Genomic DNA, 21,840 nt, shown 5'->3' on the forward strand with positions numbered 1-21,840 from the left:
CATCGGTAAAGTTGGACCAAATGGTCCAAAGTGGAGCGCATGGTTCAAGTGCGCGCCACCGGCTTTGGTGCGCCGTCGTGGGGTGGCTACGGCCTGTTGTCCTTGATCCAGCGGGCGAGGAAGGCGAACAGTTGCGGGTTGTTCGCATAGGCCGCGTTGAAGCGCATCCACGGTGAGGGCTTCTGGCTCGGGGTGAAGAGATGTCCCGGGGCGAGCAGAACGCCGGCCTCCACCGCGCTCTGGGCGACCACGGCCGCGTCGACCTTGTCGGAAGGAAACCGGGCCCACAGGAAAGGCCCACCCTCGGGCTGGGCGAAGACCTGCAGCCCGGCCTTCGACAAGCCGGTGCAGACGGCGGCCTGTGCGCCGGCAAGGCGCTGCGCAAGGCGGGCCATGTGGGCACGGTGGCGGCCCTCGCCCAGCACCGTGTACACCAGCCGCTCGTTGACCTCCGAACTCGTGAGGCCTTCGCTCATCTTGGCGTGGATCAGCTTGTCGACCATGTCCTCGCTGGCCGCGACGTAGCCCACGCGAAGGGTCGGCGACAGCACCTTGGAAAAGCCGCCCACATAAATCACGCGCCGCAGCCGGTCCAGGCTGGCCAGCACAGTCGCGCCCGGCGGTTCGAGGCCGGCCATCACGTCGTTCTCGACGATGTGGAAATCGTGCTGCTCCGCCAGTCGCAGCACCTGGTAGGCATTGGCGGGTGAACACTGCGTCCCGGTCGGGTTGTGCAGGTTCGTCATGATGAAGAAGGCCTTGGGCTTGTAGCGCTGCGCGAGCGCCTGCAGCGCGGGCACGTCCGGGCCGTCGTGCCGGCGCGGCACGCCGATCAGGCGGACGCCGAGCGTGCGCAGCGTCGCGAACAGGTTCGTCGAGCCCGGGTCGTCGACCAGCACCGAGTCGTTCGGCTGCAGCAGGCAGCGCCCCGCGAGTGCGAGCGCCTGCGTGGCGCCGTGCGTGAGCACGATCTGGTGCGGCGGCACCTGCACGGCCCGCGCGGCCAGCAGCTGCTCGATCTGCTGGCGCAGCGGCAGGTAGCCGTGCGGCGAGCCATATCGGCCGAAAGGCGTGCTCTGCTTGCGCGAGAGCGCGGCCATCGCGCGCCGCACCGCATCGGTCTGCAGCCATTCGGGGGGCATCCAGCCCGCGCCGGCGTTGAGCAGGGGCGCGTCGTCCTCGTAGACGCGCCGGATCAGCCACAGCGAATCCACCGCCGTCCGTCCGAGGAAGGGGCGCTGGCGCTGCTGCGCCGCCCGGTGGGCAGCGGCCACGTAGTAGCCGCTGGCCGGGCGCGCTTCCGCGTAGCCGTCCGCCACGAGGCGCTGATAGGCATTGGTCGCGGTCATGGTGCTCACGCCGCATTCGCGCGCCAGTTCGCGCACCGACGGGAGCCGCGCGCCCACCGCGAACGCGCCGCGGTCGATGTGCTGGGCGATGGCTTCATGCAGCTGGCGGACCAGGGGAACGTCGGACTGGGGGTCGAGGGCGATGGTCGGGGTCATGGGCGCCAAGGGGGGGCACCAAGCATGTGCGGCGGTGCACCTGAATACAGTCGGGATGGGTAGGCTGTTATAGCGCAGACCCATTCAACTGTACATATTCAATTGCCGGGTTTTTTGTCCCAATGCATCGCATCGGAAAGCCGGTTCCCATCTGCTTCCACATTGCCATCTCCACCCCGGAAAGACCTCATGCAACTCCCGATCCTTCCTGTCGCATCCACCAGTCGCCGTGGACTCTCGAAGTGGGCGGCCTCCCTCGCCGTGGTCGCGATGGCGGTCGGCACCACGCTGCCCGCCGCCGCGCAGAGCAGCACGCTGCGGATCATCCCGACCTCGAACATGACGGTGCTGGATCCGATCTGGACCACGGCCTACATCTCGCGCAACTTCGGCTACATGATCTACGACACCCTGTTCGGCACCGACGCGCAGGGCAAGATCCAGCCGCAGATGGTGGCCAGGTGGAGCACATCGAAGGACAACAAGACCTGGACCTTCACGCTGCGCGATGGCCTGACGTTCCATGACGGCAAGCCGGTGACCAGCGAGGACGTGGTCGCCTCCCTCAAGCGCTGGGGCAGCCGCGACACCTTCGGCGGACAACTGATCAAGGCCGTCGATCAGTACGAGACGCCGGACGCCAGGACCTTCGTGCTCAAGCTCAAGGAGCCCTTCGGACAGGTCACCGAGGCGCTGGGCAAGCCCTCGTCCAACGTGCCCTTCATCATGCCCAAGCGGGTGGCAGATACCCCGGGCGACGTGCAGATCAAGGAAACCATCGGCTCGGGCCCCTACATCTTCAAGGCCGACGAGTTCCGCCCCGGCGAGAAGGCCGTCTTCGTGAAGAACCCCGCCTACAAGCCGCGCGCCGAGGCGCCCTCGGGCACCGCGGGCGGCAAGAACGTCTACGTCGACCGGGTCGAATGGCTGTTCATCCGCGATGCGCAGACCCAGCTCAATGCGCTGCTCAACGGCGAGGCCGACATCCTCGAACAGCCCGCGTTCGAGCAGTACGCGACGCTGCGCAACACGCCGAGCGTGGAACTGGTGGATGCGCAGCCCGCGGGCAACCAGTTCATCCTGCGCTTCAACTTCCTGAACGCCCCCTTCGACAACGAGAAGATCCGCCGTGCCGCGATGCTGGCGCTCGGGCAGGAGGCCTTCCTTCGCACCCAGGTGGGTGCGGCGGGGCTCACGCGCTACTGCAAGAGCATGTTCCCGTGCGGCACGCCCTTCGAGTCGGACAAGACCGGCGAATACACCGGCATCGCGAACCCGCAGAAGGCCAAGGCCCTGCTGCAGGAAGCGGGCTACAAGGGCGAGCCGGTGGTGCTGATGCGCCCGGCCGAGAACGGCACCATCGGCAAGCTGCCGCTGGTGGCCAAGCAGCAGCTCGAGCAGGCCGGCTTCAAGGTCGATCTGCAGAACATGGACTGGCAGACCCTGGTGGCCCGCCGCGCGAAGAAGGACGCGCCCAGCGCCGGCGGCTGGAGCATCTTCCTCACCTCCTGGACCGCCTCGGACATCCTCAACCCGCTGACTATGGCGATGATGAACGCCACCGGCGACAAGGGCTGGTTCGGATGGCAGGACGACCCGAAGCTCGAAGAGATCAAGAAGCAGTTCGTCGCCGCCACCACCGACGCCGAGAAGAAGAAGCTGGCCGAGGCGGCGCAGCTGCGCGCCTTCGAGACCGTGAGCCACGTGCCCGTGGGCCAGTACAACCAGCCCGCCGCGGTGCGCAAGGGCGTGAGCGGCCCGGTGCCGGCCGGCGCGCAGGTGTACTGGAACATCCGCAAGCAGTAAGAGGCGGGAGCCAGCCATGTTGAGCTTCCTGGGCAAGCGCCTGCTGGCCACGCTGCCGGTGATCCTTGTGGTGGCGGTCGCGGTCTTCATGATCGTGCGGCTCACGCCGGGCGACCCGGCCGCGATCATCGGCGGCAACAGCGCCACCAACGAGGACCTGGACCGCATCCGCACGCAGTTGGGCCTGACCCAGCCGCTGTGGACGCAGTTCACGCTCTGGGGCGGCAAGGTGCTGCAGGGCGACTTCGGCTTCTCTTACTTCCTGAACAAGCCGGTGGTCGAGCTGATCGGCCAGCGCATCGAGCCCACGCTGTCGCTGGCCGTCGGCACGCTGCTGTTGGCGGTGGCGATCGCGCTGCCGCTGGGCACGCTCGCGGCCTGGCGCATGGGCGGCTGGCTCGATAAGGCGGTGATGGCCTTCTCGGTGGCCGGCTTCTCGGTGCCGGTGTTCGTGATCGGCTATGTGCTGATCTACCTGCTGGCGATGAAGCTCCAGTGGTTCCCGGTGCAGGGCTACCGGCGCATCGGCGAGGGCCTCGGGCCGTGGTTGCGCCAGCTGGTGCTGCCCTGCCTGACGCTTGCGATCACCTACGTGGCGCTGCTGGCGCGCGTGACGCGAGCGGCCGTCAGCGAGGCACTGACCGAGGACTACATCCGCACCGCGCGTGCCAAGGGCATCGGCGAGCGCGCCGTGCTGAGCCACCACGCGCTGCGCAACGCGGCGGTGCCGGTGATCACGGTGATCGGTGTCAGCGCGGCGCTGCTGCTCGGCGGCGTGGTCGTGACCGAGACGGTGTTCGCGATCCCGGGCCTCGGGCAGCTGACGGTCGATGCGGTGCTCAACCGCGACTTCCCGGTGCTGCAGGGCGTGGTGATGTTCTTCGCGCTGGTCTACGTCGCGGTCAACCTGCTCGTGGACCTGAGCTATCTCTTCCTCGACCCCCGCATCCGGTACTGAAGCCATGAACACCTGGAAGAAACTGTGGCGCCACGGCGCGGTGCGCGGCGGCAGCATGGTGCTGCTCGCGCTGGCCCTGATCGGCGCGCTCGCGCCCTGGCTCGGCACCTTCGATCCCTCGGCCATGGATGCCAGCTTCATCACCGTACCGGCCGGCACCAGCGGGCAGGTCACGCTGCCCGACGGCGCGCAGGTCCGGCATGTGTTCTGGATGGGCAGCGACAGCGTGGGCCGCGACATCTGGAGCCGCGTGCTCTACGGCACGCGCATCTCGCTGCTGGTGGGCGTGCTCACGGCCGTGCTGGCGGTCGCCGTGGGTTGCCTGCTGGGCATGCTGGCGGGCTACTTCCGCGCGCTCGATGCGGTGCTGATGCGCGTGATGGACGGCATGATGGCCATCCCGGCGGTGCTGCTGGCGATCACGCTGGTCGCGATGCTCGGGGCCAGCCTGCCGACCGTGATCCTCGCGATCGCGGTGCCCGAAGTGCCGCGCGTGACGCGGCTGGTGCGTGCGCTGGTGATCGGCCTGCGCGACGAGCCCTTCGTCGAAGCGGCACGCGCGCTGGCCACGCCCAACGCGGTGATCCTGTGGCGCGACATCCTGCCCAACGCGCTCGCGCCGCTGATCGTGCAGGGCACCTTCATCGCCGCGTCCGCTGTGCTGACCGAGGCGATCCTGAGCTTCCTCGGGCTGGGCCTGCCGGCCGACGTGCCCACCTGGGGAAACATCATGGCCGAGGGCCGCGTGCTGTTCTCGCAGGCGCCGGGCAACGTGCTGTTCCCCGCGCTCTTCCTGGTCCCGACGGTGCTGGCCATCAACCTGCTGGGTGACGGACTGCGCGACGTGCTCGATCCCAAGTTCTCCAAACGCGCATGAGGCCCGAGATGAAACCCCTTCCGAAGATGGCTGCCGGCGAGGCGCCCCGGATGCCCTCTGCGCCGGTGCTCGAAGTGCGCGGACTGCAGGTGGCGCTGCCTGCCGATGCCGACCGGCCCCATGCGATCGAGGGGCTGGACGTGCGCATCGAGGCCGGCCGCACGCTCTGCATCGTCGGCGAGTCCGGCTCGGGCAAGTCGGTGCTGGCCACCACGGTGATGGGCCTGCTCGCCAAGGGCCTCGCGATCACGTCGGGCGACATCGTGCTCGGCGGCGAGCCCCTGCTCGCGGCCGGCCGCTACGCGCCCGAGAAGAGCCTGCGCGCATTGCGCGGCCGGGTGATGGGCATGGTGTTCCAGGAGCCGATGACCGCGCTCAACCCGGTGCTCAGCTGCGGCGAGCAGGTCGACGAGCTGTTGCGCAACCACGGCACGGCCGGTCCGGCTGCGCGCAAGGCGCGCATCCTGGAGGTGTTCGAGCGGGTGCGCCTGCCCGATCCGCAGCGCATCTTCGCGAGCTACCCGCACCAGCTCTCGGGCGGCCAGCGCCAGCGCATCGTGATCGCGATGGCGATCATCCTCAAGCCGCGCCTCCTGATCTGCGACGAGCCCACTACCGCCCTCGACGTCACCACGCAGGCCGAGATCCTCAAGCTCATCGCCGAACTGCAGGCGGAGCAGGGCAGCGCCGTGCTGTTCATCACCCACGACATGGGCGTGGTGAACGAGATCGCCGACGACGTGATGGTGATGCACCGCGGCGCGGTGGTCGAGCAAGGGCCGCGCGAGCAGGTGCTCGGCCGGCCGCGCGAGGACTACACGCGCATGCTGCTGGCGGCCGTGCCGAGCATGGTGCCGCCGCCGCCGCGTACCTTGCCGGGCGGTCCGGCGCTGCTGGCCGGCGTCGGCGTCGGCAAGACCTACGTGCGCCGCGACTGGCTCGGCCGCGCGAAGCCCAACACCGCGCTGGCCGGGGCCAGCGTGGCCGTGCATCGCGGCGAGACGGTGGGCGTGGTGGGCGAATCCGGCTCGGGCAAGTCCACCTTCGCGCGCTGCATGATCCGGCTGATCGATCCGAGCGAGGGCGTGGTGCGATGGGGCGACAGCGAGGTGCAGTCGCTGCCCGAAGGCCGCCTGCGGCAGCTGCGCTCGCGCGTGCAGGTGGTGTTCCAGGACCCGAACCGCTCGCTCAATCCGCGCCGCACCGTGGGCTCCTCGATGGTCGAGGGCGCGATGAACTTTGGCATGGATGCGCGCCAGGCCCGTGCGCTGGCCGAGGAGCTGATGGACCGCATCCAGCTGCCGCGCGCCGCGCTCTCGCGCTATCCGCACCAGTTCTCGGGCGGCCAGCGCCAGCGCCTCGCGATCGCGCGCGCGGTGGCCTGCCAGCCCCGGGTGCTGGTGGCCGACGAAGCGGTGTCGGCGCTCGACGTGTCGGTGCAGGCGCAGATCCTCGACCTGCTGCGCGAGATCCAGCGCGATCTCGGCCTCGGCATCCTTTTCATCACCCATGATCTGCGCGTGGCCGCGCAACTCTGCGATCGCGTGATCGTCATGAGCCAGGGCCGCATCGTGGAAGAGGGCCCGACCGCCGAGGTGTTCGCGAAGCCGGCGCATGCCTACACCCGCAAGCTGCTCGCGGCCGCACCGCAGGCCGATTGGAGCGCAGCCCGCAGCGAAGGCGCAGTACGCTCCGCCCACCGAGATACGCACTGACATACGGAAAAGGACGACAGATGACTTTGGCTATGAGCTGGGACGAATGGGCCGCGCACGACGCCGTGGGCCTGGCCGAGAGAGTCCGCAAGGGCGAGGTGAGCGCGGCGGAACTCGCGCGCCAGGCGGCCGCCGGCATCGAGATGACCAACCCGGCGCTCAGCGGCGTGGTGGAAGTGTTCGAGGACGTGGTGGCCGACCCCCTCAAGGACGGCCTGAACCCGCAGGGCCCCTTCGCCGGTGTGCCCTTTCTGATGAAGGACCTGGGCCCCACGCTCAAGGGCCGGCTGCAGGAGCAGGGCTCGCTCTTCATGCGCGGCCATCGTCCCATCGAGGACGCCCGGCTCACGCAGCAAATGCGCCGCGCCGGCCTGAACCTGATGGGCCGCACCACCACGCCCGAGTTCGGCGTCTGCAGCTCGGCCGAGAACCCGGCGCTTTACGTCACCCGCAACCCGTGGAACACCGACTACACCACCTGCGGCTCCTCCGCCGGCACGTCGGCCATGGTGGCGGCGGGCGTGGTGCCGATGTCGCACGCCACCGATGGCGGCGGCTCGATCCGCATCCCGGCCGGCTTCAACGGCAACATCGGCCTGAAGCCCTCGCGCGGCGTGTTCTCGATCGGCCCGAAGCTGTCGGACATCACCGGCTACGTGTCCATCCAGGGCTGCCACAGCCGCACGGTGCGCGACACGGCCGCCTTCGTCGACGCCTGCCGCGGCGGTGCACCGGGCGAGTTCATGCCCTACTGGACCGCGCCCGAGCCCTACAGCGCGCTGATCCGCAAGGACCCGCGCCCGCTGCGCATCGCGCTCTCGCACGAATGGGGCGACTACCGCGCCACGCCGCACATCGTCGCCGAGCTCGAGAAGGCCGGCCGCTTCCTCGAAGGCCTGGGCCATCACGTGGCGTGGGCGCTGCCGCAGGTCGACCTGCGCGCGGCCTTCCGTGCGCAGACCACCTGCTACATCAGCAACTTCGCCCAGGTCATCAACGGCCTCCTGACCTCCCGCGGCCTCGAACGGCCGCCGGCCGAGCTGATCGAGCCGATCAACATCCGGATCTGGGAAGCGGGCAAGGACCTGTCGTACGCCGAGCGCTACCAGATGCAGGCGGTGTTCAACAGCACCGCGCGCGCCTTCGGTGCCTTCTTCGAGGAATGGGACGTCATCCTCACGCCGATCACCGCGCTGCCCACGCCGCGCGTCGGCACCACCGAGTACCTGACGACCAGCGACAACCCCGACGTGCTCGACTGGTTCGAGAACCTCTGGAAGTTCTTCGCCTACACGCCGCTGTCGAACCTGTGCGGCATCCCCGCGATCTCGCTGCCCATGGCGCGGCAGGAGAACGGACTGCCCTTCGGCATCCACGCGCAGGCGAAGCAGGCGGACGACGGCCTGCTGCTGCAGCTCGCGGCGCAGATCGAGCGCGCCCTGGGCGGCCGCTGGAACGACGGCCGCCGTCCGGGCGTGCACGTCACGGCCGGCTGAAGGCAACGGGCAGGCGCCGGGCATGGCCTCTTCCACGCGCTCGCTGCGCGCGCTGTTCGCACATCCGGCCTTCGGCCAGGGCGCGCGCGCGATCGCGGGTCCGGCGCTCGGCACGCTGGCGCTGGGCCCGGTGACCGGCGTGGCCATGGCCCGCAGCGGGCTGCCGCTGCCGGCGGTGCTCGGCATGTCGTTCCTGGTCTACGCGAGCGCCTCCCAGCTGGCCTGTCTGCCGATGCTGCTGGCCGGCGCACCGCTGTGGGTCATCGTGCTCACCGCGCTGATGCTCAACGTGCGCTTCGTGGTCTTCAGCGCCCACTGGCGGCGCTACTTCGGGCTGCTGCCGAGGCCGCAGCGGCTTTGGCTGGCCTATCTCGCGGGCGACCCGGTGTACGTGCGCTTCATGCAGCGCTATCCGCGCCGCGCGCCGGACCAGCTGGCCTACTTCCTCGGGCTGGCCCTGTGCAACTGGGCGGCATGGCATGTCGCCTCGCTCGCGGGCATCTTCCTGGCCGACGCGATTCCGGCGGCCTGGGACCTGCGCTTCATCGGCGTGCTGGCCCTGCTGGGCTCGGCGATGCCGATGATCTCTGACCGCCCGAGCTGGCTCGTGGCGGCGGTCGCCGGGGCCATCGGGCTGCTCGGACAGGGATGGCCCTTCGGCCTGCAGGTGGTGGCGGCGATCGGTGCGGCCATGGCCGCCGGGCGCTGGGCGGAGCGCCGGACGGCAGCCGCATGAAGGACTGGCACCTGTGGCTCGCCATCCTCGCGCTGGCGGGCGTGACCGTGCTCACGCGCGGGGTGTTCCTGCTGCCGCGCCGCGAGCCGCGCCTGCCGGGCTGGCTGTCGTCGGGCCTGCGCCATGCGCCCCTGGCCGCGCTGATGGCCGTGGTGGTGCCGGAGGTGGTGCGCGGGCAGAACATGGCGGCCAGCGCGTCCCTTCACGACCCGCGCTGGCTCGCGGCCGCGGTTTCCGTCGCGTGGTTCTGCTGGCGGCGCGGCGTCACCGAGCCGGTGGTAGTCGGAAGCTCGGCCCTGGTGCTGTTCCAGTACCTCGCGAGGGCCTGAACCCCCGTGGCCTCAGCCCGGCGGCTCCTGGTGCGCGATCTGCAGCGCTTCGAGGAAGGTGGCAGCCAGGCGCGAGGCGGAAGACGAGCGGCGCGAGATCGCCACGAAGCGCAATTCGTACATGCACTCCGCGTGCGCCACGCGCTCGATCAGGCCTGCGTTCGCGAAGCTTTCCGCGTAGTGGTCGGGCAGGAAGCCGAGGTAGCAGCCCGACAGGATCAGCGAGACGATCGCCTCCTGGTCGCTCGCGACGGCCTTGCGCTGCAGGTGGAAGCGGTGCGTCGCCTCCATGTTGGGCGAATGGAAGGCCAGGCCCGCGTAGTCGTACTCGCGGAGGTCCTCCCAGTGCAGGCCGGCGGAAGCGCCGTAGAGCGGATGCTGCCTTCCGCAATAGAGGTACATCGTCTCGCCGAAGAGATCGACGTACTCGAGGCTGTCGGAGCGGCGGTGGTCGGGCACGATACCGACGTGGAGCCGCCCGTCGATCACGCCCGACTCGATGTCCTGCAGGGTGCCCACGGAAGCGTCGATCAGCACGTCCGGCGCCTGCCTGCGGAAGCGGCGGATCGCCTGGCTGATGCGCGCCTGCGGATTCGTCGCGGTCTTGTCGAACAGTCCGATGGACAGCGTTCCCACCAGCTCGGCATGCATGTCGTGCACGCCGCTGCGAAACGCTTCCATCGCGCCCAGCAGCTGCAGGGCCGATTCATGGATTCGCTGACCGTCCGGCGTGAGCGCGAAACCCGCGCGGCCCCGGCGGCACAGCACCAGCCCGAGCCGCTCCTCGAGTTCCTTGATGTGACGGCTGATGGTGGAGCGGCCGATGTTCAGCTCGAGTTCGGCGGCGGCCAGCCCCCGCACTCCACCACCGTCCTGAAGATGCGCAGGAGCCGGATCTCGTTGTCGCTGACCTGGCCCAGCAACGCCTTCTTGACCATGAAAGTTTCAGTCCCTTGAACGTGAACTGGCAATCGCGGCAGTTTACCGAAACCGATGGTCTCTCCAGAATGAGCCGATCCCTCTTTCCTTTTCGAACCACCCCATGGACCTCAGCGACCTCCCACGCAGCCTCGTCACCGAGCAGCAGCTCAATGCCCACTGGATGCCTTTCACCGGCAATCGCCAGTTCAAGAAGGACCCGCGGCTTTTGGTCGAAGCCGAGGGTTGCTACTACCGCGACGCGCGCGGCCGGCGCGTGTTCGATGGCTTGTCGGGGCTGTGGACCTGCGGCCTGGGCCACCGGCGCGCGGAGATCGTGCAGGCGGTGAGCCACCAGGTGGCCGAGCTCGACTATGCGCCGCCGTTCCAGTTCGGCCACCCGCAGGCCTTCCAGCTGGCCGAGCGGATCGTCTCGAAGATGCCCGCGGGGCTCGACCATGTGTTCTTCGCCGGCTCGGGTTCGGAAGCGGCCGACACCTCGCTCAAGCTGGCCCGCGCGTACTGGCGCACCAAGGGCCGAGGCCGGCAAGACGCGCCTGATCGGCCGCGAGAAGGGCTACCACGGCGTGAACTTCGGCGGCATCTCGGTGGGCGGCATCGCCGGCAATCGCAAGACCTTCGGGCAGGGCATCGAAGCCGACCACCTGCCCCACACGCAGCCGGCGCCGGGCACCTTCGCCAAGGGCATGCCGGCCGAGGGCGGCGAGGCGCTGGCCAATCGCCTGCTCGACCTGATCGCGCTGCATGACGCCTCGACCATCGCGGCCGTGATCGTCGAGCCCTTCTCGGGCTCGGCCGGCGTGGTGATCCCGCCGGTGGGCTACCTCAAGCGCCTGCGCGAGATCTGCACGCAGAACAACATCCTCCTGATCTTCGACGAGGTGATCACGGGCTTCGGACGCACCGGCGCGTGGTCCGGTTCGGAGGCCTTCGGCGTGACGCCGGACATCCTCAACTTCGCCAAGCAGGTGACCAACGGCGTGATCCCGATGGGCGGCGTCGTGGCCAGCAAGGAGATCCACGACACCTTCATGGCCGCGGCCGGCGACGACTTTGCGATCGAGTTCCCGCACGGCTACACCTATTCCGCGCACCCGGTGGCGTGCGCGGCTGGGCTCGCAACGCTGGACATCCTCGAGAAGGAAGACATGCCGGCGCGGGTTCGCGAACTGGCGCCGCACTTCGAGGCCGCGGTGCACCAGCTCCGGGGTTCGAAGCACGTGGTGGACATCCGCAACTTCGGTCTCGCAGCGGGCCTGACGATCGCGGCGCTGCCGGGCGAGCCCGCGCGGCGGCCGTTCGAGATCGCGATGCGCTGCTGGGAGAAGGGCTTCTACGTGCGCTTCGGCGGGGACACGATCCAGCTCGCGCCGCCCTTCATCAGCGAGCGGTCGCAGATCGATGCGCTGATCAACGCCCTGGGAGAAGCGCTGAACGATCAGCGCTGACCGCCTCCGTCTTTCATTCGCCCGACCTCGAGAATCCGACTCATGAAGAACAGCATCGCCGCCATCGACCACTACATCCAGGGCCGCGTCGTGGCCAACACCTCCGGCCGCACGCAGGACGTTTTCAACCCCGCGACCGGGGCTCTCACGGGCCGTTCCGGGCTGGCCGCCGCCGATCAGGTGAACGCCGCCGTGGCCGCCGCGCAGGCCGCGTTCCCGGCCTGGGCCGACACGCCGCCGCTGCGCCGGGCGCGCGTGATGTTCAAGTTCCTGGAGCTGCTCAACAGGCACCGCGACGAGCTCGCGCACCTGATCACCGCCGAACACGGCAAGGTCTTCACCGACGCGCAGGGCGAGGTCACGCGCGGCATCGACATCGTGGAGTTCGCCTGCGGCATTCCCCAGCTCCTGAAGGGCGACTACACCGAGCAGGTGTCCACCGGCATCGACAACTGGACGCTGCGCCAGCCGCTGGGCGTGGTGGCGGGGATCACCCCGTTCAACTTCCCGGTGATGGTGCCGATGTGGATGTTCCCGGTGGCGATCGCGGCGGGCAACACCTTCGTTCTGAAGCCGAGCCCGACCGACCCGAGCCCGTCGCTGCGCATCGCCGAGCTGCTGAAGGAAGCGGGGCTGCCGGACGGCGTCTTCAACGTGGTGCAGGGCGACAAGGTGGCGGTCGATGCGCTGCTCGAACACCCCGACGTCAAGGCCGTGAGCTTCGTCGGCTCGACGCCGATCGCCAACACCATCTACGAGACCGGCGCGCGTCACGGCAAGCGCGTGCAGGCGCTCGGCGGAGCGAAGAACCACATGGTGGTGATGCCCGATGCCGATATCGAGCAGGCGGTGGACGCGCTGATCGGCGCGGGCTACGGCTCGGCCGGCGAGCGCTGCATGGCGATCAGCGTGGCGGTGCTGGTGGGGGATGTGGCCGACCGGCTGCTGCCCAAGCTGATCGAGCGCACCCAGTCGCTCAAGGTGCTGGACGGCGAGAACACTGGCGGCCGAGATGGGCCCGATCGTCACCCGCGCGGCGTACGAGCGCATCACCGGCTACATCGCCCAGGGCGAGAAGGAAGGCGCGAAGCTGCTGGTCGACGGTCGTGGCTTCAAGGGCGCGCAGGCCGGCGAAGGCTGCGACAACGGCTTCTGGATGGGCGGCACGCTGTTCGACCACGTCACGCCCGAGATGCGCATCTACAAGGAAGAGATCTTCGGCCCGGTGCTCGGCTGCGTGCGGGTGAAGGACCTGAAGGAAGCGGTGGACCTGATCAACGCCCACGAATTCGGCAACGGCGTCTCGTGCTTCACGCGCGACGGCAACGTGGCGCGCGAGTTCGGCCGGCGCATCCAGGTGGGCATGGTGGGCATCAACGTGCCGATCCCGGTGCCGATGGCCTGGCACGGCTTCGGCGGCTGGAAGAAGTCGCTCTTCGGAGACATGCACGCCTACGGCGAGGAAGGCGTGCGCTTCTACACCAAGCAGAAGTCGATCATGCAGCGCTGGCCCGAGAGCATCGGCAAGGGCGCCGAGTTCGTGATGCCCACCGCGAAATGAAAGCCCCCGGCTTTTCACGCCGCTGCGCGGCGTGTAACGCCACCCCCGAGGGGAGGCGCGGCCGCATCGATAGGCGCTCGCTCAGGCCTTGATGCCGCAGCCGCCCAGCACGAAGGCGATCAGCTCGCGCGCGATCGGCTCGCGGTCGATCGGTGCATCGGGCGGCAGGCCCAGCATCACGCGCGTCTGCAGCGCGTAGTCGGCGTAGCTCTGGGTCATCGCCCAGATGTGCATCAGGAGCAGGCGCGCATCGAGCGGGCGCATCAGCCCGCGCGCGATCCAGCCGTTGATGATGTCCACCTTCTTCTGCGTCCAGGCCCGCGCATTGGGCCAGTAGCGCTCCAGGTTGCGTCCGCCGTCGAGCACCTCGCGCGTGAAGATGCGCGAGATCTCCGGGTTGTCGAAGGCGTGGTCCAGCTTCTTGCGGATGTAGTCGGCCAGCACCGCGCCGGGGTCGTTGGCCTTCTCCTGGAAGTCGAACACCACCTTCCAGTCGTGCAGCACCTGCATCAGCAGCTCTTCGTACAACTCCTCCTTGCCGGGGATGTAGTAGTGCAGCTGCGGTTTGGTGAGCCCGGCGCGTGCCGCGATCGCCTGCGTCGATGCGCCCTTGAGTCCATGCAGGCTGAACTCCGCGATCGCCGCCGAGCGGATCGCCGCGAGGATGCGCTCGCGCCCCGGCCGCGCGCGCGACAGCGGCCCCATCGGCACGGGCATCTGCTGGGCGGTCACGGCGTCGGGGGAGGTGTCTCGGTCATCGCGTGGTCGATGGTAGCGCTTGCCCGAACCCCTCCGCAGTCGCATGCTTGCCGGGCCGGCCGCATGACGGCATGCGACCTTGGCATCAGGCGCATGTGTCGTGAAGGCGTGGTTTGGCTATCGTCTCGCCCGCTTCCGTCACACAACTGTCAAAGGAACCTCCATGTACTTTGCTTCCAGATTTCGCGCATTCGCGGGCGCGGCCGCGTTGATCACCGCCAGTGCCATCGCGCACGCCCAGGCGGCCCTGCCCAACGTCGTCATCCTTGCCACTGGCGGCACCATCGCCGGCGCGGGCGCATCCGCCGTCAACAGCGCCACCTACTCGGCGGCCAAGGTGCCGGTGGACAAGCTCATTGCCGGCCTGCCCGAGCTGTCGAAGGTCGCCAACGTGCGCGGCGAACAGGTCTTCCAGATCGCCTCCGAAAGCCTGACCAACGACAACCTGCTCACGCTCGCCAAGCGCGTCTCGGCGCTGTCGAAGCAGGCCGACGTCGACGGCATCGTCATCACCCACGGGACCGACACCCTCGAGGAAACCGCCTACTTCCTGACCCTCACCGTCCACACGGCCAAGCCGATCATCGTGGTCGGCTCCATGCGCCCGGGCACCGCGCTGTCGGCCGACGGGGCGCTCAATCTCTTCGACGCAGTCAATGTCGCGGCGAGCAAGGACGCCATGGGCAAGGGCGTGCTGGTCACCATGAACGACGAGATCCAGACCGCGCGCGACGTCAGCAAGACGGTCAACATCAAGACCGAAGCCTTCAAGAGCCAGTGGGGCCCGCTCGGCATGATCGTCGAGGGTCGGAACTACTGGTTCCGCGCGCCGGCCAAGCGCCACACCATGCAGTCGGAGTTCGACATCGACACCATCACCGCGCTGCCCGCGGTCGAGATCGTCTACGGCTACCAGAGCGTGCCTTCGACCGCCATCGACGCCTTCGCCAAGAGCGGCGCCAAGGCCATCGTCCATGCCGGCACCGGCAATGGCTCCGTGGCCGACCGCATCGTGCCGGTGCTGCAGAAGGTGCGCGCCGACGGCGGCATCGTGGTCCGCAGTTCGCGCGTGCCTGACGGCTTCGTGATCCGCAATGCCGAGCAGCCCGACGACAAGTACGACTGGGTCGTCGCGCACGACCTGCGTCCGCAGAAGGCACGCATCCTGACGATGGTGGCGCTGACCAAGACCAACGACACCAAGGAACTGCAGCGGATCTTCTGGGAGTATTGAGCCCACCCCCAGGCTCGCGCACTTCGTGGGCTCGTTGGGCCGGGGAACCTAAAATGCCCGGTTCGCCGGGTCGGGGCTGACGCCTCGGCCGGCCACCGGGCTCACCATGCTGACTTTCCAACAAATCATCCTCAAGCTTCAGGCCTACTGGGCCGACCAGGGTTGCGCGCTGCTGCAGCCATACGACATGGAGGTCGGCGCGGGCACTTCGCACACCGCCACCTTCCTGCGCGCCATCGGGCCGGAGCCCTGGAAGGCCGGCTACGTGCAGCCCAGCCGCCGCCCCAAGGACGGCCGCTACGGCGAGAACCCCAACCGCCTGCAGCACTACTACCAGTACCAGGTGGTGCTCAAGCCGGCGCCGAGCAACATCCTCGAGCTCTACCTCGGCTCGCTCGAAGCGCTCGGTTTCGACCTCAAGAAGAACGACATCCGCTTCGTCGAGGACGACTGGGAGAACCCCACGCTCGGCGCCTGGGGCCTCGGCTGGGAGGTCTGGCTCAACGGCATGGAAGTGACCCAGTTCACCTACTTCCAGCAGGTCGGCGGCATCGATTGCCGGCCGATCACCGGCGAAATCACCTACGGCCTCGAACGCCTCGCGATGTACCTGCAGGGCGTGGACAACGTCTACAACCTCGTCTGGACCGAGGGTCTGAGCTACGGCGACGTCTACAAGCAGAACGAGGTCGAGCAGTCCACCTACAACTTCGAGCACAGCGACGCCGACTTCCTCTTCACCGCCTTCGCCGCGCACGAGAAGCAGGCCAAGCATCTGATGGAAGCGCAGCTCGCGCTGCCCGCCTACGAGCAGGTGCTCAAGGCCGCGCACAGCTTCAACCTGCTCGATGCGCGCGGCGCCATCAGCGTGACCGAACGCGCGGCCTACATCGGCCGCATCCGCAACCTCGCGCGCAGCGTCGCGCAAAGCTACTACGACAGCCGCGAGCGCCTGGGCTTCCCGATGGCGCCGCGCGAGTGGGTCGCGCAAATCCCGGCAAAGAAGGCGGCCTGATCGATGACCACCAAGAACAACCTGCTCGTCGAACTCTTCGTCGAGGAACTCCCCCAAGGCCCTGCGCAAGCTGGGCGAAGCCTTCGCCACCGTGCTGCGCGACCAGCTCGTCGCCGCGGGCCTCGCCGATGCCGGCTCGGTGCTCACGCCGTATGCCTCGCCGCGCCGTCTGGCCGCACACCTCACCAACGTGCTCGCGCAGGCCGCCGACAAGGCCGTTTCGCAGAAGCTCATGCCGGTGTCGGTCGGCCTCGATGCGAGCGGCAACGCCACGCCCGCGCTGCTCAAGCGCCTCGGCGCGCTCGGCGCCGACGCCAGTGTCGTGCCCGAACTGCGCCGCGCCATGGACGGCAAGGCCGAAGCGCTCTTCTACGAAAGCACCGCCAAGGGCGCGACCCTCGCCGAGGGGCTCCAGAAGGCCCTGGCCGAGGCCATCGCCAAGCTGCCGATCCCCAAGGTCATGAGCTACCAGCTCGAAACCGGCTGCGAGCTGCCGGGCTGGACCAGCGTGAGCTTCGTGCGCCCCGCGCATGCGCTCGTCGCGCTGCATGGCGACACCGTCGTGCCGGTCGAGGCACTGGGCCTGCAGGCCGGCCGCGAAACCCACGGCCACCGTTTCGAGGCCAGCGTCGATCCCGTCGTGCTGCACCATGCCAACAGTTATGCGCAGCAGCTGCAGGACGAAGGCGCCGTCATCCCCGGCTTCGAGGCACGCCGCGCCGAGATCGCCCGCCAGCTCGCCGAGGCCGCCGTCAGTGTCGGCGGCGGCATGCAGCCGATCAATGACGACGCGCTGCTCGACGAAGTCACCGCGCTGGTCGAGCGGCCCAATGTGCTCACCTGCGAGTTCGAACGCGAGTTCCTCGACGTGCCGCAGGAATGCCTCATCCTCACGATGAAGGCCAACCAGAAGTACTTCCCGCTGCTCGACGCCGCCGGCCGCCTGACCCACAAGTTCCTGGTCGTCAGCAACATCAGCCCCGACGATGCGAGCGCCGTCATCGGCGGCAACGAGCGCGTGGTGCGCCCGCGCCTGGCCGATGCCAAGTTCTTCTTCGACCAGGACCGCAAGAAGTCGCTCGCCTCGCGCGTCGAATCGCTGGCCAAGGTGGTCTATCACAACAAGCTCGGCACGCAGGGCGAGCGCGTGGAGCGCGTCATGCGCATCGCGCACGCCATCGGCGAGCACATCGGCACGCCCATCGGCGACGCCCACTTGGCGCCGCGCGCCGTGCAGGCCGCGCAACTCGCCAAGGCCGATCTCGTCACCGACATGGTCGGCGAATTCCCCGAGCTGCAGGGCATCATGGGCCGCTACTACGCGCTGCACGACGGCCTCGATCACACCGTCGCCGATGCCATCGAAGACCACTACAAGCCGCGCTTTGCCGGCGACGAACTGCCGCGCAGCAACGTCGGCATCGTCGTCGCGCTGGCCGACAAGCTCGAAACCCTGGTCGGCATGTTCGGCATCGGCAACCTGCCCACCGGCGACCGCGACCCCTTCGCGCTGCGCCGCCATGCGCTCGGCGTCATCCGCATGCTCATCGAGCGCGATCTTTCGCTCGACCTGCGCGCCATGCTCAGCCAGGCCTTCGCCGCATTCAGTGCGCACAAGGGCGGCGAGATCGCGCTCACCGACCCCACCGACGCGCTCGAAGCCTTCATCTACGACCGCCTCGCCGGCAGCCTGCGCGAGCAGGGCGCGAGCGCCCAGGAAGTCGAAGCCGTGCTCAGCCCGCGTCCGCAGCGCCTGGCCGAAGTGCCCAAGCTCCTCGCCGCCGTGCGTGCCTTCGCCGCGCTGCCGGAAGCGCCCGCGCTCGCCGCCGCCAACAAGCGCATCGGCAACATCCTCAAGAAGTCGCCCGAAGCCGACGCGCACGTCAGCGAACTCCTGCTGCAGGAGCCTGCCGAAAAGGCCCTGCACGCCGCCATGCAGCAAGTCGTGCCCGTGGCCAACCGCCAGTTCGAGGCCGGCGACTACACCGCATCGCTGCAAACCCTGGCTGCGCTGCGCGACCCGGTCGATGCCTTCTTCGACGGCGTCATGGTCAACGCCGAGCAGTCCGACCTGCGCCTGAACCGCCTCGGTCTGCTCATGATCCTGCACGGTGCGATGAACCGTGTTGCACAACTCGAGCGGCTGGCGGCGTAAGCTCTCTGCACCATGAAACTCGTCATCCTCGACCGCAACGGCACCCTCAACGTGCACCGTGAGGATTTCGTCAAGAGCGACATCGAGTGGACGCCGCTCCCCGGTGCGCTCGAAGCGGTGGCGAGACTCAACCATGCGGGCTGGCACGTCGTCATCGCGTCCAACCAGTCCGGCCTCGGGCGCGGGCTGTTCGACGTCGCATCGCTCAACGCCATGCACGCCAAGATGCACAAGATGCTCGCGGCCGTCGGCGGGCGCATCGAGGCCATCTTCTACTGCCCGCACAGCCCCGACGAGAACTGCGACTGCCGCAAGCCCAAGCCCGGCCTGTTCCTGCAGATCGGCGAACGCTTCGGCGTCGACCTCGCCCACATCCCGGTTGCCGGCGACAGCCTGCGCGACCTGCAGGCCGGCGCGGCCGCCGGGTGCGAAACGCACCTGCTGCTCACCGGCATGGGCGCCGCCTGCCGCGGCATGAACCCGCTGCCGCCCGAATACCCACCCAACACCCGCGTTCACGAAGACCTCGCCGCCTTTGTCGACTTCCTCCTCGAACGCGAAGAACAAGCCGCCCTGAAGGTGGCCGTCTGATGTCCTTCATCCGCTCCGTCATCCACGCCCTGTGGATGCTCGTCACCGTGGTTCCGTGGGGAATCATCATGTGCGTCAACTCCCTGTGGAAGCGCGGCATCCCGCTTTACTGGATGGCCGTGCAATGGCTGCGCTGGGCCATCGGCGGCGCGCGCGTGCTGCTCGGCATCCGCTACCGCGTCAGCGGCATGGAGAACCTGCCCCAGGACAAGCTCGCCGGCGCCGTCCTGCTCGTCAAGCACCAGTCCACCTACGAGACCTTCCTGATGCCGACGCTCATGCCGCACCCGCTGGCATTCGTCTTCAAGAAGGAACTCATCTACGTCCCCTTCTTCGGCTGGGCCATGTCGCGCCTCGACATGATCCACATCGACCGCAGCCAGCGCACCCAGGCCTTCAACAAGGTCGTCTCGCAAGGCCGCAAGCTGCTCGCGCAGGGCATCTGGATCATCATGTTCCCCGAAGGCACGCGCATCCCGCGCGGCAAGCAGGGCACCTACAAGACCGGCGGCACCCGCCTCGCCATCGAAACCGGCGTGCCCGTCGTCCCGATCGCCGTCACCTCGGCCAAGGTCTGGCCGCGCAAGGCCTTCGTCAAGACGCCGGGCGTCGTCGATGTCTCCATCGGCCCCGCCATCCCCAGCGTCGGCCGCCGTCCCGACGAACTCATGCGCGAAGTCGAGGCCTGGATCGAAAGCGAAATGCGCCGCCTCGACCCCGAGGCCTACGTCACCGCACCCGCGCCGGCCGCATCCACCACCGCCTGAAGAGGCCCGCATGCGCGCGCTGCTGCAGTTCACGCTCGATTTGTTCGACCCACCCGAGCCGGCGCCCGCACGCACACCGCAGCAGCCCGAAGCGCCCACCGCCGACAACGCACGGCAGCAACCGCCCGCGACCCCGCCCGCCGACGTGCTGAGCCGCGTCAGCTTCATCCACCCGCGCGCGAGCCGTGAAGTCGTGCTTGGCAACGCCCGCGTCGCCTACGAATTCACGCGCGGCAAGCGCCGCACCATCGGCTTCGTCATCGGCGCCGAAGGTTTGTCGGTGCGCGCGCCGCGCTGGGTGGCGCTGCGCGACGTCGATGCCGCCGTCGTCGAAAAGTCCAGCTGGATCCTGCGCAAGCTCTCGGAAACCCAGCAGCGCCAGGACCGCCTCGAAGCCACCCGCATCGACTGGAGAGACGGCGTCAGCTTTCCCTTCCTCGGCCAGCAGGTCACGGTGCGGCTCGACCCGCACCATGCCTTCGACGGCATCGGCGCCGTGCTCGACGCCGTCGCCGACGACGGCCCGCCGACCCTGCGCCTCGCGCTCGCCAACAACGCCACCCCCGCGCAGATCCGCGACGCCGCACAGGCGTGGCTCATGCGGCAGGCAAAGCGCATCTTCGTCGAACGCCTCGACCACTTCGCGCCGCGCCTGGGCGTGCGCTGGAAGAAGCTCAGCCTCTCGAACGCCTCCACCCGCTGGGGCAGCGCGAGCGGCGACGGCAGCATCCGGCTGCACTGGCGGCTGGTGCACTTCCGCATGTCCGTCGTCGACTACGTCGTCGCGCACGAGCTGAGCCACCTGCGCGTGATGGACCACAGCCCGCGCTTCTGGGAAACCGTCGAAAGCGTGGTGCCCGATTACGAGCTGCTGCGGCGGCAGCTCAAGGACGAGGCGGTTCCTCGCTGGTGACGGACGGCGCTGCCACCAGCCGCACCTCTGTCAATCCACTTTTTCCAGATTCGCTTCTTCCACGATCGCGGCCCAGTGCTTCTGCTTCTGGTCGATGGAGCGCGCGAATTCCTGGGAAGTGCCAGTCGAAGGATATTGACCCTGCTCCAGCAATGCGGCGCGCGTCTCGGGCGACGCCATGATCTTGTTCACCACCTTGCTCAGCTTGGTCACGATGGCCGGATCGGTACCGGCCGGCACCAGCAGCCCGTTCCAGGGTCCCACGACGAAGTTGGACGTACCGAGGCTTTCGGCGACGGTCGGAACATCGGGCAAGAACTCAGCGCGATGGTCATCTGCCACGGCCAATGCGCGCAGCTTGCCTGCCTTGACCTGCGGCACCGCGACGGACCCGCTCAGGAAAGCAAAGTCGACCCGGCGTGTCGCCACGTCCTGCATGGCCGGCGGATCGCCCTTGTAAGGCACGTGCAAAAGCTTGATCTTGTTCGCGACGGCGAACCATTCGCCTGCCAGGTGGTTGTCCGCCCCGATGCCGGCGGACGCGAATGACAGCGGCACCTTGGAGGTGCGAGCCGCGTCGACCAGTTCCTTGAGCGTCTTGTACGGCGAGTCCTGCGACACGACCAGGACATACGGATAGTTGGCCAGCGGCGCGATTGGAATGAAGTCCTTGAGGACATCGAACTCCACCTTTTTCTTGAACGCCGGCTCGATAGCCAGCGATCCGCTGCTGCCCATCAGGATGGTGTAGCCGTCAGGCTTGGCGCGCTTCACGTATTGCAGCGCGACCAGGCCATTGGCCCCGGCGCGGTTGTCGACGATGACGGGCTGCTTCAACTCGGCTTCGAGTTGGCGGGCCACGAAGCGGCCCACGACATCCGTCGGTCCGCCCGCGCCGAAGCCGATCACCATCGTGATGGGCCTGTTCGGGTAGTCTTGCGCGCCCGCGATTTGGCTCACGGCCAATAGCGCGGCAAAGCCCATTTTCTTGTAGAGCGATTTCAGCTTCACGTTGTCTCCTTTGATTTGGCAGTTG

Annotated in this window: 15 protein-coding genes and 4 pseudogenes; 15 read left to right on the plus strand and 4 right to left on the minus strand. The window is 68.4% G+C overall.

All coding sequences use genetic code 11. The annotated features are described in order from the left end of the window. Positions 1 to 86: 86 nt before the first annotated feature. Complete coding sequence (locus ACQ858_RS01185) at positions 87 to 1,505, minus strand: PLP-dependent aminotransferase family protein (protein WP_431275055.1); 1,419 nt, start codon at positions 1,503 to 1,505, stop codon at positions 87 to 89. 189 nt (positions 1,506 to 1,694) lie between these two features. Between ACQ858_RS01185 and ACQ858_RS01190 the strand changes: the two genes are divergently transcribed. The 7 genes from ACQ858_RS01190 to ACQ858_RS01220 are packed head-to-tail and all read left to right on the plus strand — an operon-like array spanning position 1,695 to position 9,422. Beyond that, complete coding sequence (locus ACQ858_RS01190; RefSeq protein ID WP_431275056.1) at positions 1,695 to 3,311, plus strand: ABC transporter substrate-binding protein; 1,617 nt, start codon at positions 1,695 to 1,697, stop codon at positions 3,309 to 3,311. Positions 3,312 to 3,327: 16 nt separating this feature from the next. Continuing rightward, on the plus strand, positions 3,328 to 4,269 hold the full coding sequence (locus ACQ858_RS01195; protein ID WP_431275057.1) for an ABC transporter permease: 942 nt from the start codon (positions 3,328 to 3,330) through the stop codon (positions 4,267 to 4,269). 4 nt (positions 4,270 to 4,273) lie between these two features. After that, on the plus strand, positions 4,274 to 5,146 hold the full coding sequence (locus tag ACQ858_RS01200) for an ABC transporter permease (RefSeq protein WP_431275058.1): 873 nt from the start codon (positions 4,274 to 4,276) through the stop codon (positions 5,144 to 5,146). An 8-nt stretch (positions 5,147 to 5,154) separates the two neighbouring features. Continuing rightward, positions 5,155 to 6,861: a dipeptide ABC transporter ATP-binding protein gene (locus ACQ858_RS01205; RefSeq protein WP_431275059.1), complete on the plus strand. Its 1,707-nt coding sequence runs from the start codon at positions 5,155 to 5,157 to the stop codon at positions 6,859 to 6,861. Between the two features lie 20 nt (positions 6,862 to 6,881). After that, positions 6,882 to 8,357 (plus strand): amidase, encoded by a 1,476-nt coding sequence (locus tag ACQ858_RS01210; protein ID WP_431275060.1) that lies wholly within the window; start codon positions 6,882 to 6,884, stop codon positions 8,355 to 8,357. 22 nt (positions 8,358 to 8,379) lie between these two features. Next, positions 8,380 to 9,093, plus strand: a complete 714-nt coding sequence (locus ACQ858_RS01215; RefSeq protein WP_431275061.1) for an AzlC family ABC transporter permease — start codon at positions 8,380 to 8,382, stop codon at positions 9,091 to 9,093. Continuing rightward, entirely contained in the window at positions 9,090 to 9,422 is a 333-nt protein-coding gene (locus tag ACQ858_RS01220) for an AzlD domain-containing protein (RefSeq protein WP_431275062.1), read from the plus strand. Before ACQ858_RS01215 ends, ACQ858_RS01220 begins: the two co-directional genes overlap by 4 nt. A 12-nt stretch (positions 9,423 to 9,434) precedes the next feature. Here the strand turns inward: ACQ858_RS01220 and ACQ858_RS01225 are convergent. After that, a pseudogene (locus ACQ858_RS01225) lies at positions 9,435 to 10,360 on the minus strand (LysR family transcriptional regulator). Positions 10,361 to 10,464: 104 nt separating this feature from the next. Here ACQ858_RS01225 and ACQ858_RS01230 point away from each other — a divergent pair. Both ACQ858_RS01230 and ACQ858_RS01235 read left to right on the plus strand, forming a co-directional pair. Continuing rightward, a pseudogene (locus tag ACQ858_RS01230) lies at positions 10,465 to 11,809 on the plus strand (aspartate aminotransferase family protein). Positions 11,810 to 11,851: 42 nt separating this feature from the next. Further along, positions 11,852 to 13,370, plus strand: a pseudogene (locus ACQ858_RS01235) (CoA-acylating methylmalonate-semialdehyde dehydrogenase). An 81-nt stretch (positions 13,371 to 13,451) separates the two neighbouring features. On the opposite strand, the gene ACQ858_RS01240 reads toward ACQ858_RS01235, so the two are convergent. Beyond that, positions 13,452 to 14,087: a TetR family transcriptional regulator C-terminal domain-containing protein gene (locus tag ACQ858_RS01240; RefSeq protein ID WP_431276757.1), complete on the minus strand. Its 636-nt coding sequence runs from the start codon at positions 14,085 to 14,087 to the stop codon at positions 13,452 to 13,454. Between the two features lie 205 nt (positions 14,088 to 14,292). Between ACQ858_RS01240 and ACQ858_RS01245 the strand changes: the two genes are divergently transcribed. The 6 genes and pseudogenes from ACQ858_RS01245 to ACQ858_RS01270 all read left to right on the plus strand — a co-directional run bounded on the left by ACQ858_RS01245 (position 14,293) and on the right by ACQ858_RS01270 (position 20,804). Next, on the plus strand, positions 14,293 to 15,363 hold the full coding sequence (locus tag ACQ858_RS01245) for an asparaginase (protein ID WP_431275063.1): 1,071 nt from the start codon (positions 14,293 to 14,295) through the stop codon (positions 15,361 to 15,363). A 106-nt stretch (positions 15,364 to 15,469) separates the two neighbouring features. Beyond that, positions 15,470 to 16,378, plus strand: a complete 909-nt coding sequence (gene glyQ / locus ACQ858_RS01250) for a glycine--tRNA ligase subunit alpha (protein ID WP_431275064.1) — start codon at positions 15,470 to 15,472, stop codon at positions 16,376 to 16,378. A gap of 3 nt (positions 16,379 to 16,381) precedes the next feature. Continuing rightward, a pseudogene (gene glyS, locus ACQ858_RS01255) lies at positions 16,382 to 18,533 on the plus strand (glycine--tRNA ligase subunit beta). A 12-nt stretch (positions 18,534 to 18,545) separates the two neighbouring features. Next, the gene (gene gmhB, locus ACQ858_RS01260) at positions 18,546 to 19,124 is read left to right on the plus strand and encodes a D-glycero-beta-D-manno-heptose 1,7-bisphosphate 7-phosphatase (protein WP_431275065.1); all 579 of its coding nucleotides are present in this window, start codon (positions 18,546 to 18,548) and stop codon (positions 19,122 to 19,124) included. Beyond that, the gene (locus tag ACQ858_RS01265; RefSeq protein ID WP_431275066.1) at positions 19,124 to 19,891 is read left to right on the plus strand and encodes a lysophospholipid acyltransferase family protein; all 768 of its coding nucleotides are present in this window, start codon (positions 19,124 to 19,126) and stop codon (positions 19,889 to 19,891) included. Before gmhB ends, ACQ858_RS01265 begins: the two co-directional genes overlap by 1 nt. 10 nt (positions 19,892 to 19,901) lie before the next feature. Further along, positions 19,902 to 20,804, plus strand: coding sequence for a M48 family metallopeptidase (locus ACQ858_RS01270; protein ID WP_431275067.1), 903 nt, complete (start codon positions 19,902 to 19,904; stop codon positions 20,802 to 20,804). A gap of 30 nt (positions 20,805 to 20,834) precedes the next feature. On the opposite strand, the gene ACQ858_RS01275 is transcribed toward ACQ858_RS01270, so the two are convergent. Beyond that, positions 20,835 to 21,815 (minus strand): Bug family tripartite tricarboxylate transporter substrate binding protein, encoded by a 981-nt coding sequence (locus tag ACQ858_RS01275; protein WP_431275068.1) that lies wholly within the window; start codon positions 21,813 to 21,815, stop codon positions 20,835 to 20,837. Positions 21,816 to 21,840: the final 25 nt, after the last annotated feature.

It is taken from the genome of Variovorax ureilyticus (genome assembly GCF_050632185.1).
Taxonomy (GTDB): domain Bacteria; phylum Pseudomonadota; class Gammaproteobacteria; order Burkholderiales; family Burkholderiaceae_C; genus Variovorax; species Variovorax ureilyticus_A.

Bases quoted from the DNA above. Each gene is read 5' to 3' on its own strand.
- ACQ858_RS01220 (WP_431275062.1), top strand. From the start codon at position 9,090: ATGAAGGACTGGCACCTGTGGCTCGCCATCCTCGCGCTGGCGGGCGTG.
- ACQ858_RS01270 (WP_431275067.1), top strand. From the start codon at position 19,902: ATGCGCGCGCTGCTGCAGTTCACGCTCGATTTGTTCGACCCACCCGAG.
- ACQ858_RS01245 (WP_431275063.1), top strand. From the start codon at position 14,293: ATGTACTTTGCTTCCAGATTTCGCGCATTCGCGGGCGCGGCCGCGTTG.
- ACQ858_RS01240 (WP_431276757.1), bottom strand. From the start codon at position 14,087: ATGCCCGTGCCGATGGGGCCGCTGTCGCGCGCGCGGCCGGGGCGCGAG.
- glyQ (WP_431275064.1), top strand. From the start codon at position 15,470: ATGCTGACTTTCCAACAAATCATCCTCAAGCTTCAGGCCTACTGGGCC.
- ACQ858_RS01265 (WP_431275066.1), top strand. From the start codon at position 19,124: ATGTCCTTCATCCGCTCCGTCATCCACGCCCTGTGGATGCTCGTCACC.
- ACQ858_RS01200 (WP_431275058.1), top strand. From the start codon at position 4,274: ATGAACACCTGGAAGAAACTGTGGCGCCACGGCGCGGTGCGCGGCGGC.
- gmhB (WP_431275065.1), top strand. From the start codon at position 18,546: ATGAAACTCGTCATCCTCGACCGCAACGGCACCCTCAACGTGCACCGT.
- ACQ858_RS01185 (WP_431275055.1), bottom strand. From the start codon at position 1,505: ATGACCCCGACCATCGCCCTCGACCCCCAGTCCGACGTTCCCCTGGTC.
- ACQ858_RS01195 (WP_431275057.1), top strand. From the start codon at position 3,328: ATGTTGAGCTTCCTGGGCAAGCGCCTGCTGGCCACGCTGCCGGTGATC.
- ACQ858_RS01190 (WP_431275056.1), top strand. From the start codon at position 1,695: ATGCAACTCCCGATCCTTCCTGTCGCATCCACCAGTCGCCGTGGACTC.
- ACQ858_RS01210 (WP_431275060.1), top strand. From the start codon at position 6,882: ATGACTTTGGCTATGAGCTGGGACGAATGGGCCGCGCACGACGCCGTG.
- ACQ858_RS01205 (WP_431275059.1), top strand. From the start codon at position 5,155: ATGAAACCCCTTCCGAAGATGGCTGCCGGCGAGGCGCCCCGGATGCCC.
- ACQ858_RS01215 (WP_431275061.1), top strand. From the start codon at position 8,380: ATGGCCTCTTCCACGCGCTCGCTGCGCGCGCTGTTCGCACATCCGGCC.